Source organism: Streptomyces sp. NPDC039736 (assembly GCF_055596485.1).
In genome coordinates, this window is record NZ_JBVIUQ010000011.1 from 24072 (window position 1) to 41581 (window position 17510).

A 17510-nucleotide genomic window follows, 5' to 3' on the forward strand; every position below is an offset into this window, starting at 1 on the left:
CCTGTCCGTACCTGTCGGGGGAGAGCCAAGGGGGAGGGGTGTCAGCGGAGCGGTGGGGCGGCAGAGAGGCGTTCGGGCCGGTCGGCCCGGGCCGACCGCTGTTCGCGACGCGCCCCTGCGAGGGCGCTGCGGGCCCACACGTCGGGCGGCACCCCGGCGGGTGCCTCCGGGGAGGCGTCCACGAGTTCGTCCGTGCCGACGGGGTGTGGCCGCAGCCGGGTGGCCAGTGCCCAGAAGGCACCGGTCTCGTCGTCCCGCAGGACCTCGCACACGTACGCCGAAGCGGCCCGGCCCGACTCCACCAGGCCCAGGCCCAGGCCGAGGGCGGTGGCCCCGCCGGCCGCGGGTGCGCTTGTCGCGTAGCAGGGACCCGTCCAGCCGGTCCGCACGGTGAACTGCTGGAGCAGGGCTACGGGTTCGAGCGCGACGGAGTCGGCGGGGCGCAGCCGCCGTACCGCGTCGTCGCAGCGCTCGACGAACTGGCGGGCCGCGAAGCGGCAGTACGCGAAGACCTCCAGGACCACCGGGGGGCCCGGCCGCCCCGAGCGGTACTCGTCCGCCTCGGTGTGCTCCGCCAGAGCCCGGTGCACCGCCTCCATGGCATCCGGATCCGCCACCAGGCGACGGGACATCGCGGCGGTGGGCGGACGGCCGGCGCCTTGCGGGCCGCCATGGACCGCCAACGGAGCCAGGACGACGGTCACGGGCGGGGCCGGGCGGTGGCCACGGGGCCGCCACCGGCGCGGGCGGCCTCGGCGGACAGCAGGAGCGGGCGTCCCTGGATCTCACCGAACCGCCGTACGTTTCCGGCTCGGGGGCCGTAGCCGCCGAAGGGGCGGTTTCCGTCCTCCACGTCAAAGGTGATCTGGTTCTCGCACACCGTGCTGGTACCTATGCGGGGACCGGCGAGGCCGGGCTCACCGAAATTCGACACATACATTCCACGTTCCCGCTCCATCGGTGTGTTCAGCCATTCCACGATCTGCGCGGGATCGTCGTATTCCATTGTCAGCAGCACGGGCGAGAAGAATTCCGGGGGATGGAAGCGGGCGTTCCATGGCATGTGGAGAAGAGTCGGCTCGACGATGTTCCGTTCGACGTCGGTGCCGCCGCCAACGACGACGAGTTCCCGGTTCTCGGTGAGGAAGCGGTCAGCACCGGCCACCGCGTCCGGATAGACCAGGGAGGAGACCCTGGTGGCGGGGTCTCGCCGGTCGCCGACCTCGACCGCGCGCAGGGCATCGGCGAGCCGCGCCGTGACCTCGCGCGCGACGGACCGGTGGAGGAAAACGATGTCCGTGGAGAGGCAGTCCTGGCCCGAGTTGTACAGCCGGGCGTCGAGCACGGTCCGGCACACCGTGTCCGGATCGCTGTCGGGACCCACCACCACGGGGTTGGGGCCCGACCCGAAGGACAGCAGCAGGGACTCCCGGGGCAGCCGCCGTGCCACGTGCTCCGCGTTGTCGGGCTGTCCCGTGAACACCACGGCATCCGACAGCGCGCAGTCGTCGAGGAACTCGCGCTGGGACACCCGGCGCATGTCCAGGTTCCCGCCCCACTCGCGGACCATCGGGCCCAGGATGTCGTGCACCGCCATCGCGGTCTCCGAGACCCGGGCCGACGGCCTGATCAGGACGCGGTCCGTGTACAGCGAGGGGACGACACCGAACAGGACGTAGGAGTACAGAAGGTTGTTGGACGGCAGGAACGTGGCCAGCCTGCCGAGGCGACCGGGCACGGTGCGCGACAGCTCCCACGGCGCGCCCGCCAGCACCCGCAAGGACCGGAAGAACTCGTCCTGTGCCGCCTGGTGGGTGGCCACCCGGGTCAGCACGGACAACAGCTCTTCCTGCCTGCGCAACAGTACGCGCGACAGCGCCGCGACGGTCTCTTCGGCCGCCGCAGGAGCACTGCCTGTCGAGGTCGTGACCGGCTTCCGGTCGATGACTCCACTGAACATCCGAGTTGCCTTCCCTCTGCCCGGCGAATGGGCCTTTCACCGACTTTCCAACAAGTGCGGCGGCGAACGCATCTTCTGACGTGCCCTGTTGACGAAGAGAACCTTCCGAAACGCCGAGTGTTCCCGGCAGTCCGGAACAGGGCACTCTCGGAGATGGCGGAAGGAGGGGCGACGAGTAGCGTGAATCGCGTGGAACACTCGGAAACCCTGGAATTCCGGTTCAGCGAATTCATTTCCCTGGTCGAGGTCGGCCGGGGAATCCTGCTGGCGCACGGTCCGCTCATGCAGCGCATCGTGCTCGACGAGGAACTGGCCGGCCCGGTGCGCCGTTTGCGGCACGCCTCCTTCACGCCTGAGGCCTTCTACGGCGCGTACGACGGAGCGGTGACGGGACGGGCTTTGTTCGCCTCGTTGCGAGAGCGCGGTCATGTGGTCCCCGTGGGCTTCGACGAGGCACGGCAGATCCGTGAGGAGATCCGGCCCCCCGGGCCCGGCGCACCCCGCCCCCGCGACGCCTCGACATGGCCGACGACGCGCTACGGCAACGCCCCCCGGCTGAGCGCCGGGGGTCTGCACACGGCGCATGGGGAGGGAGGCGGCCTCGCCCCGCTCACGGTGCTGCTCCTCGGTGGCTGCGTCACGCAGTTCGCCGAGGAGCCGCTCGTCGAACGCGGCCTCGCGTACGGCAAGGACGTACGGACCGTGCACGAGTGGCCGGGGACCGCCGCCCGGGCGGCACGCACCATCGCACGTGTCGACCCCGGACTGACGGTGTACCAGGCCGGTGTCCAGCCCTTCCTCACCGCACTGTGGGACCAGGCGCACCTCGTCGACGCGCAGGAACGCGCGAGGCTGCTCGGCCTGATGAAGAGTGCCCTGTCGGTGAACATATCCGCGCTTGCCCACGCGCTGGACGGCCGTCCCGGCCTCGTGCACAACTTCGGGCCACCCGCCCTGTCGCCCTTCGGCCGGTTCGACTTCGCCGAGGAGTACGGCATGCGGCGGCTCACCGCCGAGCTGAACGCCCACGTCGACCACTGCGTGCGGCGCCACTCCCACCTGGCGGTCGTGGACGAGGAGCGGCTCGTACGGATGCACGGCGCCCCCGCGCTCTTCGACGACCTGTACTACCCCTTCGGGCACCACGGGGGCTCGCTGGACCCCGAGTGCGACAAGGTGCACCAACTGCCCGCCCTCGGGCAGGCGCTGGCGGACGAGTACCTGGCCCTGCACGCCGTCCACCGGGGCGAGAACATCGTCAAGTGCGTGGTCGTGGACCTCGACAACACGCTGTGGCCGGGCATCGCGGCGGACGACGGGTTCGGATGGCTCGACACGGACGCCACCAGCCGGTGGGTGCACCTCGGGCTGCACCAGGCCCTGTCGGTGCTCAAGTCGCGCGGAATCCTCCTGGCCACGTGCAGCAAGGGCGACGAGAAGGCCACGCTGGACATGTGGCGCGCAGCAGGAAGCAGACAGCTCCTGAGCCCCGACGACTTCGTGCTGCACCGCATCAACTGGCGTCCCAAGTCGGCCAACGTCGCGGAGATCTGCGCGCGTCTCGGCTTCGACCCGGGCCAGGTGATGTTCCTGGACGACCATCCGGTCGAACGCGCGGAAGTGGCCAACGCCCTGCCGTCCGTACGGGTGGTGGACGCGCCCGTGCACGCCTTCCGGGAGCGGCTGCTGACGGACCCCGCGCTCGAAGTGCGCGCACCCACGGAATCGGCGCGGCGGCGCGCGGGCACGACCCGGGCCATGCTGGCGCGCGACGAACTCGCGGCGGGCGTGGACCGCGAGGAGTTCCTGTCGTCCCTGGGGATCAGCCTGAGCGTGACGGCCGACGCGGGGTCCGGGACGGACTTGGACCGCGTGACGGAACTGTTCAACAGAACGAACCAATTCACGACGACCTCGTGGCGCACCACATCCCAGGAGCTGGCGCGACGCGTCGCCAGGCCGGGCGCCCGGCTGTACACGGCGCGGGTGTCCGACCGGTTCACGGACTACGGTCTGGTCGGCGCGTGCCTGATCGAGGGCGTCGGGAGCGGCGGTGCTCCCGGTGCTGCCCCCGAAGGCCGCGAGGTCTCCGGCGCACTGGTCATCGACGCGTTCGCCCTCAGCTGCCGGGTCATCGGACTCGACGTGGCCGTGCCGTTCCTGGCCGCGGCCCTCGACGACGCCGCGGTGGGCACGTCCCCTGCCGGAACACGCGCCCGCGTCGTCGTGACCGCGCGGAACACTCCGGCGCAGGACCTGTACCCCGACGCGGGGTTCGACCCCGACCCCGGTCCCGACACCGATACCGATCCCGAATCGGCCCCCCGGACCATGCGCCACTACGTACTCGCCGACCCGCGGCGGCTGCGTGCCGCGCGTGGCACGGCCGTCGCGGTCGCCGTCCGGCACAGCCCGTCCCAACCACCCGTAGCAGAAGAGGAACTGGCATGAGAGCAGTTGTCACCGGCGGGGCAGGATTCGTCGGCTCCCACCTGTGCGAGCGGCTCGTGACGCTCGGTCACGACGTGGTGTGCGTGGACAACTTCGCCACCGGCCGACGGGAGAACGTAGCCCGTCTGCTGCGCGGTCCCCGCTTCCACCTCATCGAGCAAGACGTGTCCGAGGCCCTTGAGGTGGACGGGGAGATCGACGCGCTCTTCCACCTCGCTTCACCGGCTTCGCCCGCCGACTACCTGCGCCTTCCCGTGGAAACGTTGAAGGTGGGCTCCCTGGGCACCCTGAACGCACTCGAACTCGCTCGTGCCAAGGGTGCGCGCTTCCTGATCTCCTCCACGTCCGAGGTCTACGGAGACCCCGAGGTCCACCCGCAGCCCGAGGGGTACTGGGGGAACGTCAACCCCATCGGCCCCCGCTCCGTCTACGACGAGGCCAAGCGCTTCGGCGAGGCGGCCACGATGGCGTACCGCCGGACGTACGGCGTGGCCACCACCATCGTCCGGATTTTCAACACGTACGGGCCGAGGATGCGCCGCGACGACGGCCGGGCCGTGCCCGCCTTCATCACCCAGGCGCTCGCCGGTGACCCGATGACGGTCACCGGCGACGGCGGACAGACCCGCTCGCTGTGTTACGTCGACGACCTCGTGGAGGGCCTCGTCACGGCCCTGGAGCAGAGCCACCCCGGACCGGTGAACCTCGGCAACCCGCACGAGGTGTCGATGCGGCGACTCGCCCTCGTGGTGAAGGAGATCTGCGAATCGACGAGCCCGCTGTCGTTCGTTCCGCGCCCCGAGGACGACCCCCAGGTGCGACGTCCCGACATCGCGCGGGCGACCGCCGAACTCGGCTGGAGTCCCCGTACGGAGCTGGCGGAGGGGCTGCGCAGGACCGTCGCCTGGTTCCGCCTGACGGACCCGGTCCCCCCGGCGGCACGCCTGTCCCCTCCCGAGCCGTACCGGCTCCGACACGAAATGGCGGCAGCCCGATGACCGTGACCCCTTCCCACCTCACCCTGCGGCCCACCGCGGACGTTCCTGCGGAGGCACTGGTACGACTCGTGCGCTCCTACGAGGAACAGCTGACCGGCGAGTCCCGCTGCACACTCGAAGCGGTGGAGTCGGAGACCGGCCACCCTGGGTACGACGCGCGCCACAACAGCTGGTGCCTGACCGACCCCGACGGCGAAGCCGTCGCCTGGGCGGGCCTGACCGTGCGAGGCGGCAGCACGCTCGACTGCGCTCTGACGGTCCTGCCGGGGCGGTACGCCGAGGACGCCGCCGATTGCCTGCTGGCCGAGCTGCAGGAGCGGATCGCGCAGCTCGAAGCCGAGCGGGGTGCCCCGCTCGCCGTGACGCTCGGCGGAGTGTTCGAGGGGGACGAAGCGGCCGTCAACGCCCTCGCGCGGGCGGGCTTCCACCGCCGGGCCAGCAGGTACACGTGGGACGTGGACCTGACCGCGGAGCCGATACCGGTCCGGCTGCCCAGGAACGGTCTCGTGCGTCCGCTCGCCGCCGCCGACCTGCCCGCGCTGCACACGCTGCACCTGCGGAACCGGGGCGGGGCGTTCAAGACGGCGGACTACGAACCCTTCCGCCGTCGCGTCGAGGCGGTACGCGTGGCGGCGGCACGGGGCGCGGCCGTCGCACAGGTCCTGGAAGTGGCCGGTCAGCCGGTCGGATACGTTCTCGTACGCACGCAGGACGGCGGTGCCCAGTTCCTGGACACCGCCGTCGCACCCTCCGCCCGGGGCCAGGGCGTGGGCCTCGCTCTGGTGCTGTCCGCGGTGGACGCGCTCCGCGGACTGGGCTGCCGACGCGCCACGCTGGCCGTGGCCGGGGCCGACCCGGTGGAGCAGAAGGCCCTGTGCGGTGTGCTCGCGGTGACGCGCGAGCTGGCGGTGCTCCGCTTCGCACGGGGCCCCGCGTAGCCGGCGGAGTTCAGTTGGCCCAGGGCAGGGCCGCAGACATCTCTGTGTGGGTGCCCCGTCCGTACGTGCCCGGCCCGGGTGGCGCCGTCAGCACCGGGGGGTCCAGCTCGTCGGACGGCCGCAGTGTGACGACGGCCGGCAGCAGGGCGGTACCGCCCGGGGTGACCGGCCCGTAACCGCCCACGTACGCGGGCGTGCCCGGGTCCGCCACGGGCACACGGCACGCCGCGCCGGGCAACGAGTGGCCCAGGACGTACCACGAGCCGGCGGGCACGTCGGTGAAGGTGAAGGGACCCGGCCGGTCCAGGACGATCCGCCGCACGGGAAGCCCCTGGTGCGTCGGCGCCGGGAAGAGCCCCACGACGCAGGGGCCGAGCGCGTCGGCGGCCGCCGTGCCGACGGTGTGGTCCGGGGCGGGCGGCAGCACGCGGCCGTGCACCACCGGATCCCGCGCGGCGGAATGCCGGAAGTCCACCCGTCGGTCGGAATTCCGTTTCGCGGAATGCCGTGGGGAGGAGAGGGCGCCAACGTCTCCGTAGGTGTACGAGGCGAATCCACCGGTCGAGCGGAACTCGCTCGGCGGGAGTCCCACGCACTCCTTGAAGCGGGTGCTGAATGTTCCCACGCTGCTGTACCCCACCTGGGCGCTGATCTCCGCGACGCTGAATCCCGTGGTGCGCAGCAGGCGCTTGGCCTCCTGCAACCGCAGAGCGGACAGGAACCGGCCCGGGGAAAGCCCCGTGCTGTCACGGAAGAGCCGGGTGAAATGGAACTTGCTGAACATTGCCGCGGCGGCCATCTCGTCGACGGTCCACTCCCGTCCGGTGTCGGCGCGCATGTCGCGTATCACCCGGCGGACGGCGTTCGTGCTGGCTGTGCTGGGCACCGCTCCCCCTCGTTGGGCTGAACCGGCAGGACCTCGGCAGTGCTGTGCGGTCCCGATGTGAGTGATCCACATCATTGCCAGCCGAAGTCCGAGGGGGTGATAGTGACGCTCGACGGTTCCACGCGTGCCGATTCGACATGGGTCGGCGCGTGCGTTTCCGTGCCGCCCGCGAAAGACAGCAGCGGGAGGATGCAGGCCGCAACAAGACCGGTCATGAGTAGTTTGGCGCGCTTCATGGATCTCCCCCGGAGTCATTTGCTGATTGGAATCACCGGCCCCATTCCCTGCCGGTGCGAATATCTTCGATCAGCCCCGAGGGGGAAACCAGGCGTCCTCGGTGACACAAACTGTCACTGACACGTTTATGTCCGAGGCGGCGCGAGCCGCAGAGGAGAGCAATCGGCCATGTTCCAGGCGCTCATGGGATGGCCGCCGTGTTGGACGCCCGCCCACAGCGTGTGCGCGTAGGACCGGGCGGAGGCCTCGTCGCCCGCCCGCAGGAACAGGACCGCGCGGGCGCTGCCGCGGGCGAGGTGCACCCGTACGTGCTCCAGCCGGCCGGAGCACCGCTGGTCCTGCCGCAGCAGCAGTGATCGCAGCTCGTCCTCGGCGGGGGGACGGGGCGGGGGCGTGAAGATCCACACGGCGGAGACGAGAATCATCGAATCCCTCCCGCGGGGCAGGTTTCCGGCCCGGTCCGGAACCGGCGCGGAGAGGGACAGTGCAAGGGGGGAACGTGCTGTACACGTGGGAGGTGGGCGACGCCACCGACGCCGTCTACCGGGAGATGATCCGGTGTCCCGGCATAGACGTTTCGGGCCTGTGCGCCCGGCTCGGACTGTCGGAGGCCGAAGTACGGAGGTCCTTGGACCGGTTGGCCGACTCCGCGCTGATCCAGGCGTCCTGGGACACGGCGGGTCCGTCGGACGCCGTGCGCCCGGTGAGCCCGCGCCTGGGATTCCAGGCACTCCTGGCCAGGAGACAGGCGGAGATCGCCCGCCAGCAGCAGGAACTGGAAGAGACCCGGCTGAAGATGTCGTCGCTGATCGACGACTACGTCGCCGAGTACGCCGAGGCGCGAGGCATGGGGATGGAGCGGCTGCACAGCCTGTCCGCCGTCCGGATGCGTCTGGAGGAGCTCGCGGCCAGAACCGAGCGGGAGTCGCTGTCCTTCGCCCCGGGCGGCCCGCAGACCTCGGACAACAGGTCGTCGAGCACCCCACTGCTGAGAGAACTCCTGGCGCGGTCGGTCTCCGTGAAGACCGTGTATCTCGACAGCATCCGCAACGACGCGGACACCCTGCGGCATGCGCGGTGGCTGGACGACAACGGGGGAGAGACGCGCACCGTTCCGTATCTGCCCTTCCGGATGCAGATCGTCGACCGCGAGGCGGCGCTGGTGCCGCTGCACCTGGAGGACTCCGCACAGGGGGCGCTGCTGATCGAGGAACCTTCGGTCGTGTCGATCCTGTGCGCCCTCTTCGACATGGTCTGGACGGCCGCCGCCTCCCTGTCCTCCGCCTCGGGGGTCGCCGACGGCGTCTCGGCGCAGGAGCGCGAGCTGCTGCGGTTGCTGGCCCAGGGGCACACCGATGAGGCCGTCGCCCGCAAGCTGGGCGTCTCCCTGCGGACCGAACGCCGGATGCTCACCAGGGTCTCCGAGCACCTCAATGCCCAGAGCCGCTTCCAACTGGGACAACGGGCTGTCGAGGCGGGACTGCTCTGAGCGGGCCTTCTGCGAGGTCACCCGCGCTGCCCCCGGGAGGCGTCCGCGCGGGCGGCCATGAGGTCCGTGGCCTGTTCGTCCCGCGCGTGGACGCGTGCGACGTGCTGTCGGCACTGGGCGAGAGCCTGGTGGGACCAGGACCTGCTGTGCAGGTGGACGGTGCGTGCGAGGGCCATGATCCCGTCGGATGAATCCCGCAGGAGACGCGCCAGTTCGCGGTCCCGGTCGGCCGCGTACGACGAATCCGCCCGCGCCGCCTCCCGGTCGAGCACTGCGGCCAGCAGGCGGCGATCGCCCGCGACCTGTCGTTGCAGAGGGCCCGACACGCGCTGTCGCAGCATGCGTGGCCTGTCCGCCAGCTCCTCGATGACCCCAGGGAGGGCCTGGAGGCCCGCGAGCCCGGCCTCCTGTTGGGTCGGCTCCCGCATCTGGCGTACGGAGCGTGCCAGCAGGGAGGCCAATTCGGCGTCCCAGCCGTCCAGTTTCCGCGGCCCCTCCCGTACGGGGGCGGACGGCTCCCAGACGAGCAGGGCCGCTCCCGCCATTCCCCGCCGCAGCTCCTCGACGGGCATGGTGCCCCGGTGGTCCGTGAAAGCGGCGCGCCGGTGGTCGTTGCGGTCCGCGATCCACGCCGTGTCACCGTCGAGCCGGTGGACGAGGAAGGTGTGGGGGTAGCCGACGAAGGGCACCCGGTAGAACTCCGAATGCCACATGCCCGACAGGTCCGGGGAGACGGGGACGGCGTGACCGCGGTCGAGTTCCGCGGCGATCCGGTCGAGGGCGGCGTCCCCGTCGAGCGGCGTCGTGACCCAGGAAGCCATGAGGCCGCGCTGGAAGACCGGTGCGTGGTAGTCGGTGTCGATGCCGCCGTACAGGGTGAGCACACTCCCGTCCGCGTCGCGCTCCACGACGAAGTTCAGGGCCTGGGCGAGTTCTCGTACGGTCTCCGGGCGGCCGGTGGCGTACAGGGCGTCGCGCAGGCAGTGGAGCCAGCACGACAGCCGGGCGTGGGGGAGGCCCTCCACCGCGTCCAGCTCCGGCCCGAGGAAGGGGAACGGTTCCTGACCGGCCAGGGCGGCGGCGCTCACCGGGCGGCGCCGGCCGGCGGGGCGAGGTCCTCGTCGCGGGGCCCGGAAGCGAGTTGCACGGCGAGGACGAGTACGGGCACGGCCATGGCCAGCCCGACGAGCACGGCACTCCAGGTCACCCCGAGCACCACGGCCGCGCCGCCGAGGGTCACGCCGCCCACGAGGAACACGTCAGACAGGGGCACCAGGGTGGCGTAGTAGCGCCCGGTGAGACCCACCGGCAGGCGCTTCTGCACCTCGGCGAAGTACACCACCGAGGCCACGGACTCGAACACTCCGGCCACGAACAGCAGCACCACGGCGACCGCCACGTCACCGGTGAGGCACAGGGCGGCCCAGCACACGCCTTCGAGCGCGTTGCCGAGGATGTAGACGATGCCCTGGTTCCAGTTCCGGAACCGGGCCGCCGCCACCGCCCCGACGGCGCCTCCCAGACCCATCGCGGCGAGGAGGTACCCGAACATCCCGGGGACACCGGCGAAGTCCTCCAGCGCGTACGAGGCCAAGAAGGTGCGTCCGAGCCCCAGGGCGACCATGTACGTGAACGCCGTGATGGTCAGCGAGGCCAGCCGGGAGTCGCCGCGCACCATGCGCACCAGCTCGGTCGCCCCCCGCCCCAGAGAACGCGCCCACGAGAGTACCCAGTTGACACGGACGGCGGGCTTCGAGGACGCGGGGGCGGCCATGGAGGCGCCGGGCAGGCTGCGGACCAGGAGCAGAGCGGCGACGACGGCGGTGGCCGCTTCCACGCAGAACAGCCAGTTCAGGCCGAGTCCCGCCGTGATGACACCGGCCAGGGCAGGGCCGAGCAGCTTGGGGATGCGCTCGGCCGACACGATGAGGCCGTTGCCCTCCAGCTCGCTGCCTTCGGGAATGACCCGGGGGCGCAGCGCCATGGTCGCGGGGAAGCTGAACATGTAGCCGAACCCTATGACCAGAGCCAGGAGTTGGATCTGCCACAACGCCCCGGCAAGCGGGAAGAGCAGTGCGACGGCTCCGCTGCCCAGGGCGGCCAGCAGGGCGACCTTGCGTGGGTCGTGACGGTCGACCACCTGGCCCGCGAGCGGTCCGAGGAGGATATTGGGCAGGAACCGCACGGCCAGGGTCGCGCCGGCTTCGATGCCCAGCCCGTATCGCTGCATCACGAGCAGCGGAAGGCCCACCGTCGTCATGGCCGAGCCGAGCTCCAGGACGAACAGGGAGCCGATCAGGCGCAGCGCGCCCGGGGTCCGCAGAACTCCCGCGAAACCGCTCCGGGTGGTCCGGCCCTTTCCGGAACCGGCGCTCGCGCCGCCGTCGCGGACGGCTTCGTGCTGCCCGTCGGGAGCTACGTCTACCTCTGCCATGCGGTGTCCTTCGTGACGTTCTTCGTGGTGGGCGGGGCCGGGCACGCTGTCCTACGCGGCGGCCGTGAACGGTGCGTTCAGCACCGCGGCCTGGGCCGCCCTGCACTTTCCGAGGACGTGCGTGGTGAAGTCGTGCGGCATGTCGAGCTGGCGCATCCGTACGGAGATCGTCTGCAGGAGCTCCTGGGCGGCGCGCGCGGACGCCGCTGCCTGACCGGGGGTCCGGCCGGGCGCGATGCCGACGACCGACGCCAGCGGCATGCCGGACTCGATGACCTCATGGATGGGTTCGGCGAACCCTTCCTTCACGCCGTGGCGCAGCGCGTGCAGCCCAAAGCTGACGTGCCGGGACTCGTCGCGCGTCATGGCGGTGAATCCGGCCCGGGTGCCGGGGAGCAGTGGGACGCGCTGCAGGCTGCGGACCAGCCCACGCTGCCCGTGCAGGGCGAGCACGCCCTCGGTGATCAGATGGAAGAAGGCGACGGCGCGCAACCAGGTCGCGTAGTCGCGGGGCGAACGGTAGAGGTCCCGCAGGATCTCGTTCTCCGTGTCGTGCACCGCGCGGTGTGCCGGACTGAGCCGGGCCCAGGACGCGATGAGCTGCTCGCGCGTGCTCGCGGACATTCCGAGTAGTTCTTCGGAGAGGCGGCTGACGAAAACGGTGTGCCGGGATTCGTCTGCGGCCTGGGTGCCGAGATAGACGAGGGAATCCTCGTCCGGACAGGCTGCGAGGATCGGCGTAATGAGATCAAGGCCGGTGTATTCACCCACGAGGAAACTCTGGATGAAATATGTCAGCCTTTCCTTGGTGCGTTTGCTGAGCAGTACGTCCCAGTGCTGACGGTCCCGTTCGAGGTCGATGTCGGACGCGGACCACTGCTGCCGTTCCCACCTGCGGTACAGCTCCCGCGAGTCGAACCGGCGCTCCAGGGTGTCGGAGGCGCCGCGCAGCAGGTCCTCCGCGTCGAGCCGGGACAGCTGGTCAAGATCAGAGTTGTCGAACAGCAGTGTCGACCACCGCATGCCGTCTCCTTCCCTGGGGATCGGGACAGTGCCGCCCACCGCCCGCCGCCCGTGCCGCGAGGCAGGGCGACGGGTGATCGGCTGACATACGGAGAGTCAGGCGGCCTTGCCCATGATGAGCTCCTCGATCTCCGAGGCGACCGCCTCGAAGAGGCCTTCATTGGTGCCCTTGAGTCCCTCGGCCCAGGCCTCGAACGCGACGGCGTCGTCGGTGCTCGGTGCGGCGGCACCGGTCTCGGAGACGATGCGCTGCTGAATGTCCGTGCTGAGTGCGGTGGCCATGCCAGCACCCCTTTCCAGTGGTTGATAAAGAGCAATGAATAACCGGCTCCCGGTGGGCCGCTGTGCGGTTTTCCGAGTTCCGATGTCTGAATGCTGTCATCGCGTACGACGCGCGGCATCTCTCAAACTGCTGTTTCGCGCGGTCCGGAAGGGGCCCCGGGCCCGAAGCGATCAGGCCCACCGGGAGGCCTTGTCAGCGGGACGGGCGTCGGGAGCGAGTCACGGATCGTCACCCTGCCCCGGGACGACAAGTCCTTCCTGGACGTGTTCATCGCGCCCGCGCCCGGAAGGGGAAGGCGCTGCACCTGAGAGGCCCCGGACGAAAGGGGTGGCCCCGGCGGACTTCTTGTCCGCCGGGGCCGGTCCCGTGGGTCCGGTGGGTTCCAGGGGTTCCATGGGTGCGGGTGGATGCAGGTGGGGGAGAGGGTTCAGAGGCTGCTGACGTCGTCCAGGTCGGACTGCCAGAAGGAGACCCGGATGCTGCTGTCGACGTAGACGCCCTTCGCGGGGAGGCGGACCGGGGCGAAGGCGTCGAGGTTGCGGTGGTCCTTGTCGTAGAAGCCGATGGACAGGGACTTCGCCGTGTGGCCGGGGTCCGGGGTGCCTGTGGGGGAGGAGAGCTTCACGGCGGCGTAACCGCTGCGGCCCGGCTTGAGGCCGACGATCGCCTGCGGCTGGGTGTCCTTCATCGACGGGGGCACGGACTGCGCGCCCTCGAAGCGGACCACCGGGGCGTAGAAGAGGTCGCAGAGCTTCGAGCCGGTGTTGGTGGCCGTGAGGATCATCGTGTTGAGGGGGCGGTCCACCACCTGGGCGGTCACCTTGATGTTCGAGGCGTCGCAGCGGGCGCGGTTCGCGGGGGCGTGCGGGTCGGAGTCGCCGTTGCCGGCGGCGCTGTTCTTGCCGCCGGTGCTGCCCGTGGTGCTCTTGCCGGTGCTGCCGGAGGGGGCGTGCCGGGTGCCGCTGGAGGCGGTGCCCGTGCTGGAGGCTCCGGTGGACGTGCCGTCGGTGGTGGACGGGGTGCCGACGGGCCGGGCGGGTGCGGAGGCGCGGGGTGCGCCGGCGTCCTTGGTGCCTTCGCCGCTCTCGCAGGCCGTCAGGGAGAGGGAGGCCGCGAGGGCGATCGAGGCGGCGGCCAGGAGGCGGGTGCGGCGGGCGGTGCGTGCGGACATGACGGTCTCGTTTCTGTGCGGGGCGAGCGGGAGGAAGCGGGCCGCTCGACCCGTTGCCGGGGGCGGCGTGCTTTGATGCCCAGAGCTTGTACGAGGGGGCGTCCCAGCGGCCAGAGCTGACGGGCAGTTGGGGACGGTGGAACGCTCGTACCGGCTTTGACCTGCGGTGATGCGGTGTGCCTGGAACGCCGGGATGGGATGGGGAGCGGTGCCCGAGACCGAGGGAGCGGCCGAATTCGCGCTCGCGCTGCGAGAACTGAAGGATCGTTCGGGCCTCAGTTACGGGGCGCTGGCCAAGCGGCTGCACATGAGTACGTCGACGCTTCACCGGTACTGCAACGGGGACGCCGTGCCGACGGAGTTCGCTCCCGTGGAGCGGCTGGCGCGGGTGTGCAGGGCGACGCCGGACGAGATGGTGCGGGTGCACCGGCTGTGGATCCTGGCGGATGCGACGCGGGGGCGGAGGGCGGGGTCCGGGGCGGGGGCGGGGCCGGGATCGGGGGGAGCTGGTCCGGTCCGTGTTCCGGAGGAGGCGGCTCCGGGGGTGCGCGAGCCCGGCCGCGCTTCTGAGGAGTTCGCTTCCGCCCGTGCTTCCGAGGAGTCCGCTCCCGGCCTCGCTTCCGAGGAGTCCGCGCCGTCCACCGCACCCACTGCGCCGCCTGCCGCACCTGCCGCACCTGCCGCGCCCGACGGGTCCGGGCGGGCACGTTCCTCCCCGGCGGTGTCCGACCCCGCGCCCCTCGTCTCCTCCGTCGCCGACGTGCCCGGCAGGACGCCCACGCGGCGTCGCAACACCCTCCTCGCGGCGGCGGCCGTCCTCGCGGTCGCCGCTTCCACCGTGCTCGTCACCCAGTTCACTGGCGGCGGGCCGGGGCACGACGATGCCCCCGGCGGGCGTCCGGTGAGCGCCCGTACGCCCGCCGGGCCGACCGCGGGCGCGGGCGCCGACGGTGGCGGGCCGGTCACGTCCCCGCCCGCCACCGTCACCCCGCCCCCGCCCCCGGCCCCGGCGAGCACCGGGCCCGGCGGCGGTCCCGGCCGGAAGGGGAGCGTCGGCGGCGACAAGGAAAAGCGGGAGGGACAGGGGAGCAGCGGTGCGGGCGTCCCCTTCTCGGCCACCGTGCGGCCCTTCGTGTACGAGAGCCCGTGCAGCCAGTTCTTCCTCGTGGACAGCCCGCCCGAGCAGGTCTCCCCGCCGCCGAGCGAGCAGGACGCACCCGGCTGGGCCGCGTCGTTCAAGGCCGTGTCGGCGGACGAACAGCTCGTCGCGCTCACCCTTCAGGGGCGGACGAAGGAGACCGTCGTGCTGGAGGCTCTGCACGTGCGGGTCGTGCGCAGCGGGGCGCCGCTGCCCTGGAACCGGTACGCGGCCGGGGTCGGCTGCGGCGGCAACGTCGACACCAAGTCGTTCGCCGTGGACCTCGACGCGGGGCGGCCGGTCACCGTCCCGCACGCCGGTCAGCGGGACTTCCCGTACAAGATCAGCGAGACGGACCCCGAGGTCTTCTACGTGAAGGCGAAGGCCCGCACGCACGACGTCAGTTGGTACCTGGAGCTGGAGTGGTCCAGCGGTGACCGGCACGGGGTGCAGCGGATCGACAGCCACGGGAAGCCGTTCCGTACGAGCGGGTCGGCGGGCCGGCCGGAGTACGTGCACCCGCTGGGGTCCTCCGCCTGGGAGAAGCCGCTCGACGAGGGCGGCGGCCCGCAGGAGGGCTGAGGGTCCCGCGCGCACGGGAACGGCCCCGGCGGAGAGCGTCTCCGTCGGGGCCGTTCCCGTGTGCGTGTGCGGAAGGTCAGAGCCGCTCGGGGGTGCGGATGCCCAGCAGCGCCAGGCCCCGGTGCAGGGTCGCCGCCGTCAGCTCCGAGAGGAAGAGGCGGTTGGCCGCCACGTCCGCCGGGACGTCCTCCTTGAGGATCGGGCACTGGTCGTAGAACGTCGTGAACAGCGACGAGAGCTGGTAGATGTACGCGGCCAGCTTGTGCGGCTCGTACGCGGTCGCCGCATCGGCCACCGTCTCGCCGAACTGGTCCAGGTGCAGGCCCAGCGCCCGCTCCGCCGGGGCGAGTCCGAGCTCCGGGTGCGCCTGCGGCACGACCGCGCCCGCCGCGTTGCGGCTGATCGACTTCGACCGGGCGTACGCGTACTGCGAGTACACCGACGTGTCGCCGTTCAGCGACACCATCTGGTCCAGGTCGAACTTGTAGTCGCGGGCGGCGGAGGTCGAGAGGTCCGCGTACTTCACCGCGCCGATGCCGATCTGCGCGCCGTTCTCGACGATCTCCGCCTCGGTCAGGCCGACCTTCTCGTTGTTCTTCTCCCGCACGACCGCCGTCGCCCGCTCGATCGCCTCGTCCAGGAGGTCCACCAGCCGTACGGTCTCGCCCTCACGGGTCTTGAACGGCTTGCCGTCCTTGCCGAGCACCGTGCCGAAGCCCAGCTGGTGGGCCGTGACGTCGTCCGTCAGCCAGCCCGCCCGCCGCGCCGTCTCGAAGACCATCCTGAAGTGCAGCGACTGGCGCACGTCCACGACGTACAGCAGGGTGTTCGCCTTCAGGTCGCCCACCCGGTTGCGGATCGCGGAGAGGTCGGTGGCCGCGTAGCCGTAGCCGCCGTTCGACTTCTTCACGATCAGCGGGGTCGGGTTGCCGTCCGGGCCCTTCACGTCGTCGAAGAAGACGCAGAGCGCCCCCTCGGAACGGACCGCGACGCCCGAGTCCTCCAGGATCCGGCAGGTCTCTTCGAGCATGTCGTTGTAGCCCGACTCGCCGACCACGTCCGCGTCGGCGATGTCCATGTCGAGCTTGTTGAAGACCGAGTAGAAGTAGATCTTGGACTCGTCGACGAACCGCTGCCACAGCGCGCGCGACTCCTCGTCGCCCGCCTGGAGCTGTACGACCCGGTCCCGGGCCCGCGTCTTGAACTCCTCGTCGGAGTCGAACAGGACCCGCGCGGCCTTGTAGATCCGGTTCAGGGCGGACATCGCCTCTTCGCCGTCGGCCCCCTGGTGGTCCAGGGCCCCCGGGTGCTCCACCAGGTACTGGATGAGCATGCCGAACTGGGTGCCCCAGTCGCCGATGTGGTGGCGCCTGACGACCTTCTCGCCGGTGAACTCCAGGATCTCGACCATCGCGGCGCCGATCACGGCGGAGCGGAGGTGGCCGACGTGCATCTCCTTGGCGACGTTCGGCTGGGCGTAGTCGACGACCGTCGTACCGGCGTTCTCGTGGTACGGAACGCCCAGGCGCGCGTCGGCGGCCCGCGCGGCCAGCGTCTCGATGATCGCCCGGTCGGAGACCGTGATGTTCAGGAAGCCGGGGCCCGAGACCTCGATGTCCTTCAGCACGTCCCCCGTGGCGAGCTTCTCGACGACCTGCGTCGCCAGCTCCCGCGGGTTCGCCTTCGCCTTCTTGGCGAGGGCCAGGATGCCGTTGGCCTGGAAGTCGGCCCGGTCGCTTCGGCGCAGCAGCGGGTCGGCCGGGGCGGCGTCCGGCAGGGCTGCCGAGAGCGCGTCCGCGAGCCGCTGGTTGACGGTCGAAGCGAGCGAGGGGACCGAGGCCATGGGGTGCCGTTCCTGTTGGTGAGTGCGTGGTGTGTGCTCCGAGTATTTCACGCAGGCCCCGGGCGGCCCGCGCAACC

16 protein-coding genes are annotated in these 17510 nt (G+C 71.1%); 5 read left to right on the forward strand and 11 right to left on the reverse strand.

All coding sequences use genetic code 11. The features are described from left to right. Positions 1-41: 41 nt before the first annotated feature. The gene (locus ACZ56L_RS29075; protein ID WP_471067316.1) at positions 42-617 is read right to left on the reverse strand and encodes a hypothetical protein; all 576 of its coding nucleotides are present in this window, start codon (positions 615-617) and stop codon (positions 42-44) included. 83 nt (positions 618-700) lie between these two features. Continuing rightward, positions 701-1960 carry an aldehyde dehydrogenase family protein gene (locus ACZ56L_RS29080; protein ID WP_345229105.1) on the reverse strand — a complete coding sequence of 420 codons (1260 nt, stop codon included), beginning with the start codon at positions 1958-1960 and terminating at the stop codon, positions 701-703. A 189-nt stretch (positions 1961-2149) separates the two neighbouring features. On the opposite strand from ACZ56L_RS29080, the gene ACZ56L_RS29085 reads away from it, so the two are divergent. Genes ACZ56L_RS29085 through ACZ56L_RS29095 form a run of 3 tightly spaced genes read left to right on the forward strand, consistent with a single transcriptional unit; the run spans position 2150 to position 6347 of the window. Next, positions 2150-4411, forward strand: a complete 2262-nt coding sequence (locus ACZ56L_RS29085) for an HAD-IIIC family phosphatase (protein ID WP_471067318.1) — start codon at positions 2150-2152, stop codon at positions 4409-4411. After that, complete coding sequence (locus tag ACZ56L_RS29090; protein ID WP_345229102.1) at positions 4408-5409, forward strand: UDP-glucuronic acid decarboxylase family protein; 1002 nt, start codon at positions 4408-4410, stop codon at positions 5407-5409. The genes ACZ56L_RS29085 and ACZ56L_RS29090 overlap by 4 nt, the downstream gene beginning before the upstream one ends. Further along, on the forward strand, positions 5406-6347 hold the full coding sequence (locus ACZ56L_RS29095; protein ID WP_345229101.1) for a GNAT family N-acetyltransferase: 942 nt from the start codon (positions 5406-5408) through the stop codon (positions 6345-6347). Before ACZ56L_RS29090 ends, ACZ56L_RS29095 begins: the two co-directional genes overlap by 4 nt. Before the next feature lie 10 nt (positions 6348-6357). Here the strand turns inward: ACZ56L_RS29095 and ACZ56L_RS29100 are convergent, their stop codons facing one another. The 3 genes from ACZ56L_RS29100 to ACZ56L_RS29110 all read right to left on the reverse strand — a co-directional run bounded on the left by ACZ56L_RS29100 (position 6358) and on the right by ACZ56L_RS29110 (position 7895). Further along, on the reverse strand, positions 6358-7185 hold the full coding sequence (locus ACZ56L_RS29100; protein WP_446697200.1) for a helix-turn-helix transcriptional regulator: 828 nt from the start codon (positions 7183-7185) through the stop codon (positions 6358-6360). A gap of 119 nt (positions 7186-7304) precedes the next feature. Continuing rightward, a complete protein-coding gene (locus tag ACZ56L_RS29105) occupies positions 7305-7469 on the reverse strand; it encodes a hypothetical protein (protein WP_345229099.1) in 165 nt (54 codons plus the stop codon). A 126-nt stretch (positions 7470-7595) separates the two neighbouring features. Further along, on the reverse strand, positions 7596-7895 hold the full coding sequence (locus ACZ56L_RS29110) for a hypothetical protein (protein ID WP_471067322.1): 300 nt from the start codon (positions 7893-7895) through the stop codon (positions 7596-7598). Between the two features lie 74 nt (positions 7896-7969). Here ACZ56L_RS29110 and ACZ56L_RS29115 point away from each other — a divergent pair, with 74 nt between their 5' ends. Then, entirely contained in the window at positions 7970-8959 is a 990-nt protein-coding gene (locus ACZ56L_RS29115; RefSeq protein ID WP_345229097.1) for a helix-turn-helix transcriptional regulator, read from the forward strand. Between the two features lie 17 nt (positions 8960-8976). Here the strand turns inward: ACZ56L_RS29115 and ACZ56L_RS29120 are convergent, their stop codons facing one another. From ACZ56L_RS29120 to ACZ56L_RS29140, 5 genes are all read right to left on the reverse strand, one after another. Beyond that, entirely contained in the window at positions 8977-10047 is a 1071-nt protein-coding gene (locus tag ACZ56L_RS29120; protein ID WP_471067324.1) for a hypothetical protein, read from the reverse strand. Continuing rightward, positions 10044-11393, reverse strand: a complete 1350-nt coding sequence (locus tag ACZ56L_RS29125; protein WP_471067326.1) for an MFS transporter — start codon at positions 11391-11393, stop codon at positions 10044-10046. Before ACZ56L_RS29125 ends, ACZ56L_RS29120 begins: the two co-directional genes overlap by 4 nt. 51 nt (positions 11394-11444) lie before the next feature. Further along, positions 11445-12416 carry a ribonucleotide-diphosphate reductase subunit beta gene (locus ACZ56L_RS29130; protein WP_471067328.1) on the reverse strand — a complete coding sequence of 324 codons (972 nt, stop codon included), beginning with the start codon at positions 12414-12416 and terminating at the stop codon, positions 11445-11447. 96 nt (positions 12417-12512) lie between these two features. Further along, on the reverse strand, positions 12513-12698 hold the full coding sequence (locus tag ACZ56L_RS29135; RefSeq protein WP_345229093.1) for a hypothetical protein: 186 nt from the start codon (positions 12696-12698) through the stop codon (positions 12513-12515). 428 nt (positions 12699-13126) lie between these two features. Beyond that, positions 13127-13870, reverse strand: coding sequence for a DUF4232 domain-containing protein (locus tag ACZ56L_RS29140; RefSeq protein WP_471067330.1), 744 nt, complete (start codon positions 13868-13870; stop codon positions 13127-13129). 208 nt (positions 13871-14078) lie between these two features. Here ACZ56L_RS29140 and ACZ56L_RS29145 point away from each other — a divergent pair, with 208 nt between their 5' ends. Next, positions 14079-15590 (forward strand): helix-turn-helix domain-containing protein, encoded by a 1512-nt coding sequence (locus ACZ56L_RS29145; protein ID WP_471067332.1) that lies wholly within the window; start codon positions 14079-14081, stop codon positions 15588-15590. A 76-nt stretch (positions 15591-15666) separates the two neighbouring features. On the opposite strand, the gene argS is transcribed toward ACZ56L_RS29145, so the two are convergent. Then, entirely contained in the window at positions 15667-17433 is a 1767-nt protein-coding gene (gene argS, locus ACZ56L_RS29150) for an arginine--tRNA ligase (RefSeq protein WP_471067334.1), read from the reverse strand. Positions 17434-17510: the final 77 nt, after the last annotated feature.

Excerpts from the sequence above, each read along its gene's own strand:
- ACZ56L_RS29080 (WP_345229105.1), bottom strand. The coding sequence starts at position 1,960 with ATGTTCAGTGGAGTCATCGACCGGAAGCCGGTCACGACCTCGACAGGC.
- ACZ56L_RS29090 (WP_345229102.1), top strand. The coding sequence starts at position 4,408 with ATGAGAGCAGTTGTCACCGGCGGGGCAGGATTCGTCGGCTCCCACCTG.
- ACZ56L_RS29095 (WP_345229101.1), top strand. The coding sequence starts at position 5,406 with ATGACCGTGACCCCTTCCCACCTCACCCTGCGGCCCACCGCGGACGTT.
- ACZ56L_RS29100 (WP_446697200.1), bottom strand. The coding sequence starts at position 7,185 with ATGCGCGCCGACACCGGACGGGAGTGGACCGTCGACGAGATGGCCGCC.
- ACZ56L_RS29105 (WP_345229099.1), bottom strand. The coding sequence starts at position 7,469 with ATGAAGCGCGCCAAACTACTCATGACCGGTCTTGTTGCGGCCTGCATC.
- ACZ56L_RS29110 (WP_471067322.1), bottom strand. The coding sequence starts at position 7,895 with ATGATTCTCGTCTCCGCCGTGTGGATCTTCACGCCCCCGCCCCGTCCC.
- ACZ56L_RS29125 (WP_471067326.1), bottom strand. The coding sequence starts at position 11,393 with ATGGCAGAGGTAGACGTAGCTCCCGACGGGCAGCACGAAGCCGTCCGC.
- ACZ56L_RS29130 (WP_471067328.1), bottom strand. The coding sequence starts at position 12,416 with ATGCGGTGGTCGACACTGCTGTTCGACAACTCTGATCTTGACCAGCTG.
- ACZ56L_RS29135 (WP_345229093.1), bottom strand. The coding sequence starts at position 12,698 with ATGGCCACCGCACTCAGCACGGACATTCAGCAGCGCATCGTCTCCGAG.
- ACZ56L_RS29140 (WP_471067330.1), bottom strand. The coding sequence starts at position 13,870 with ATGTCCGCACGCACCGCCCGCCGCACCCGCCTCCTGGCCGCCGCCTCG.
- argS (WP_471067334.1), bottom strand. The coding sequence starts at position 17,433 with ATGGCCTCGGTCCCCTCGCTCGCTTCGACCGTCAACCAGCGGCTCGCG.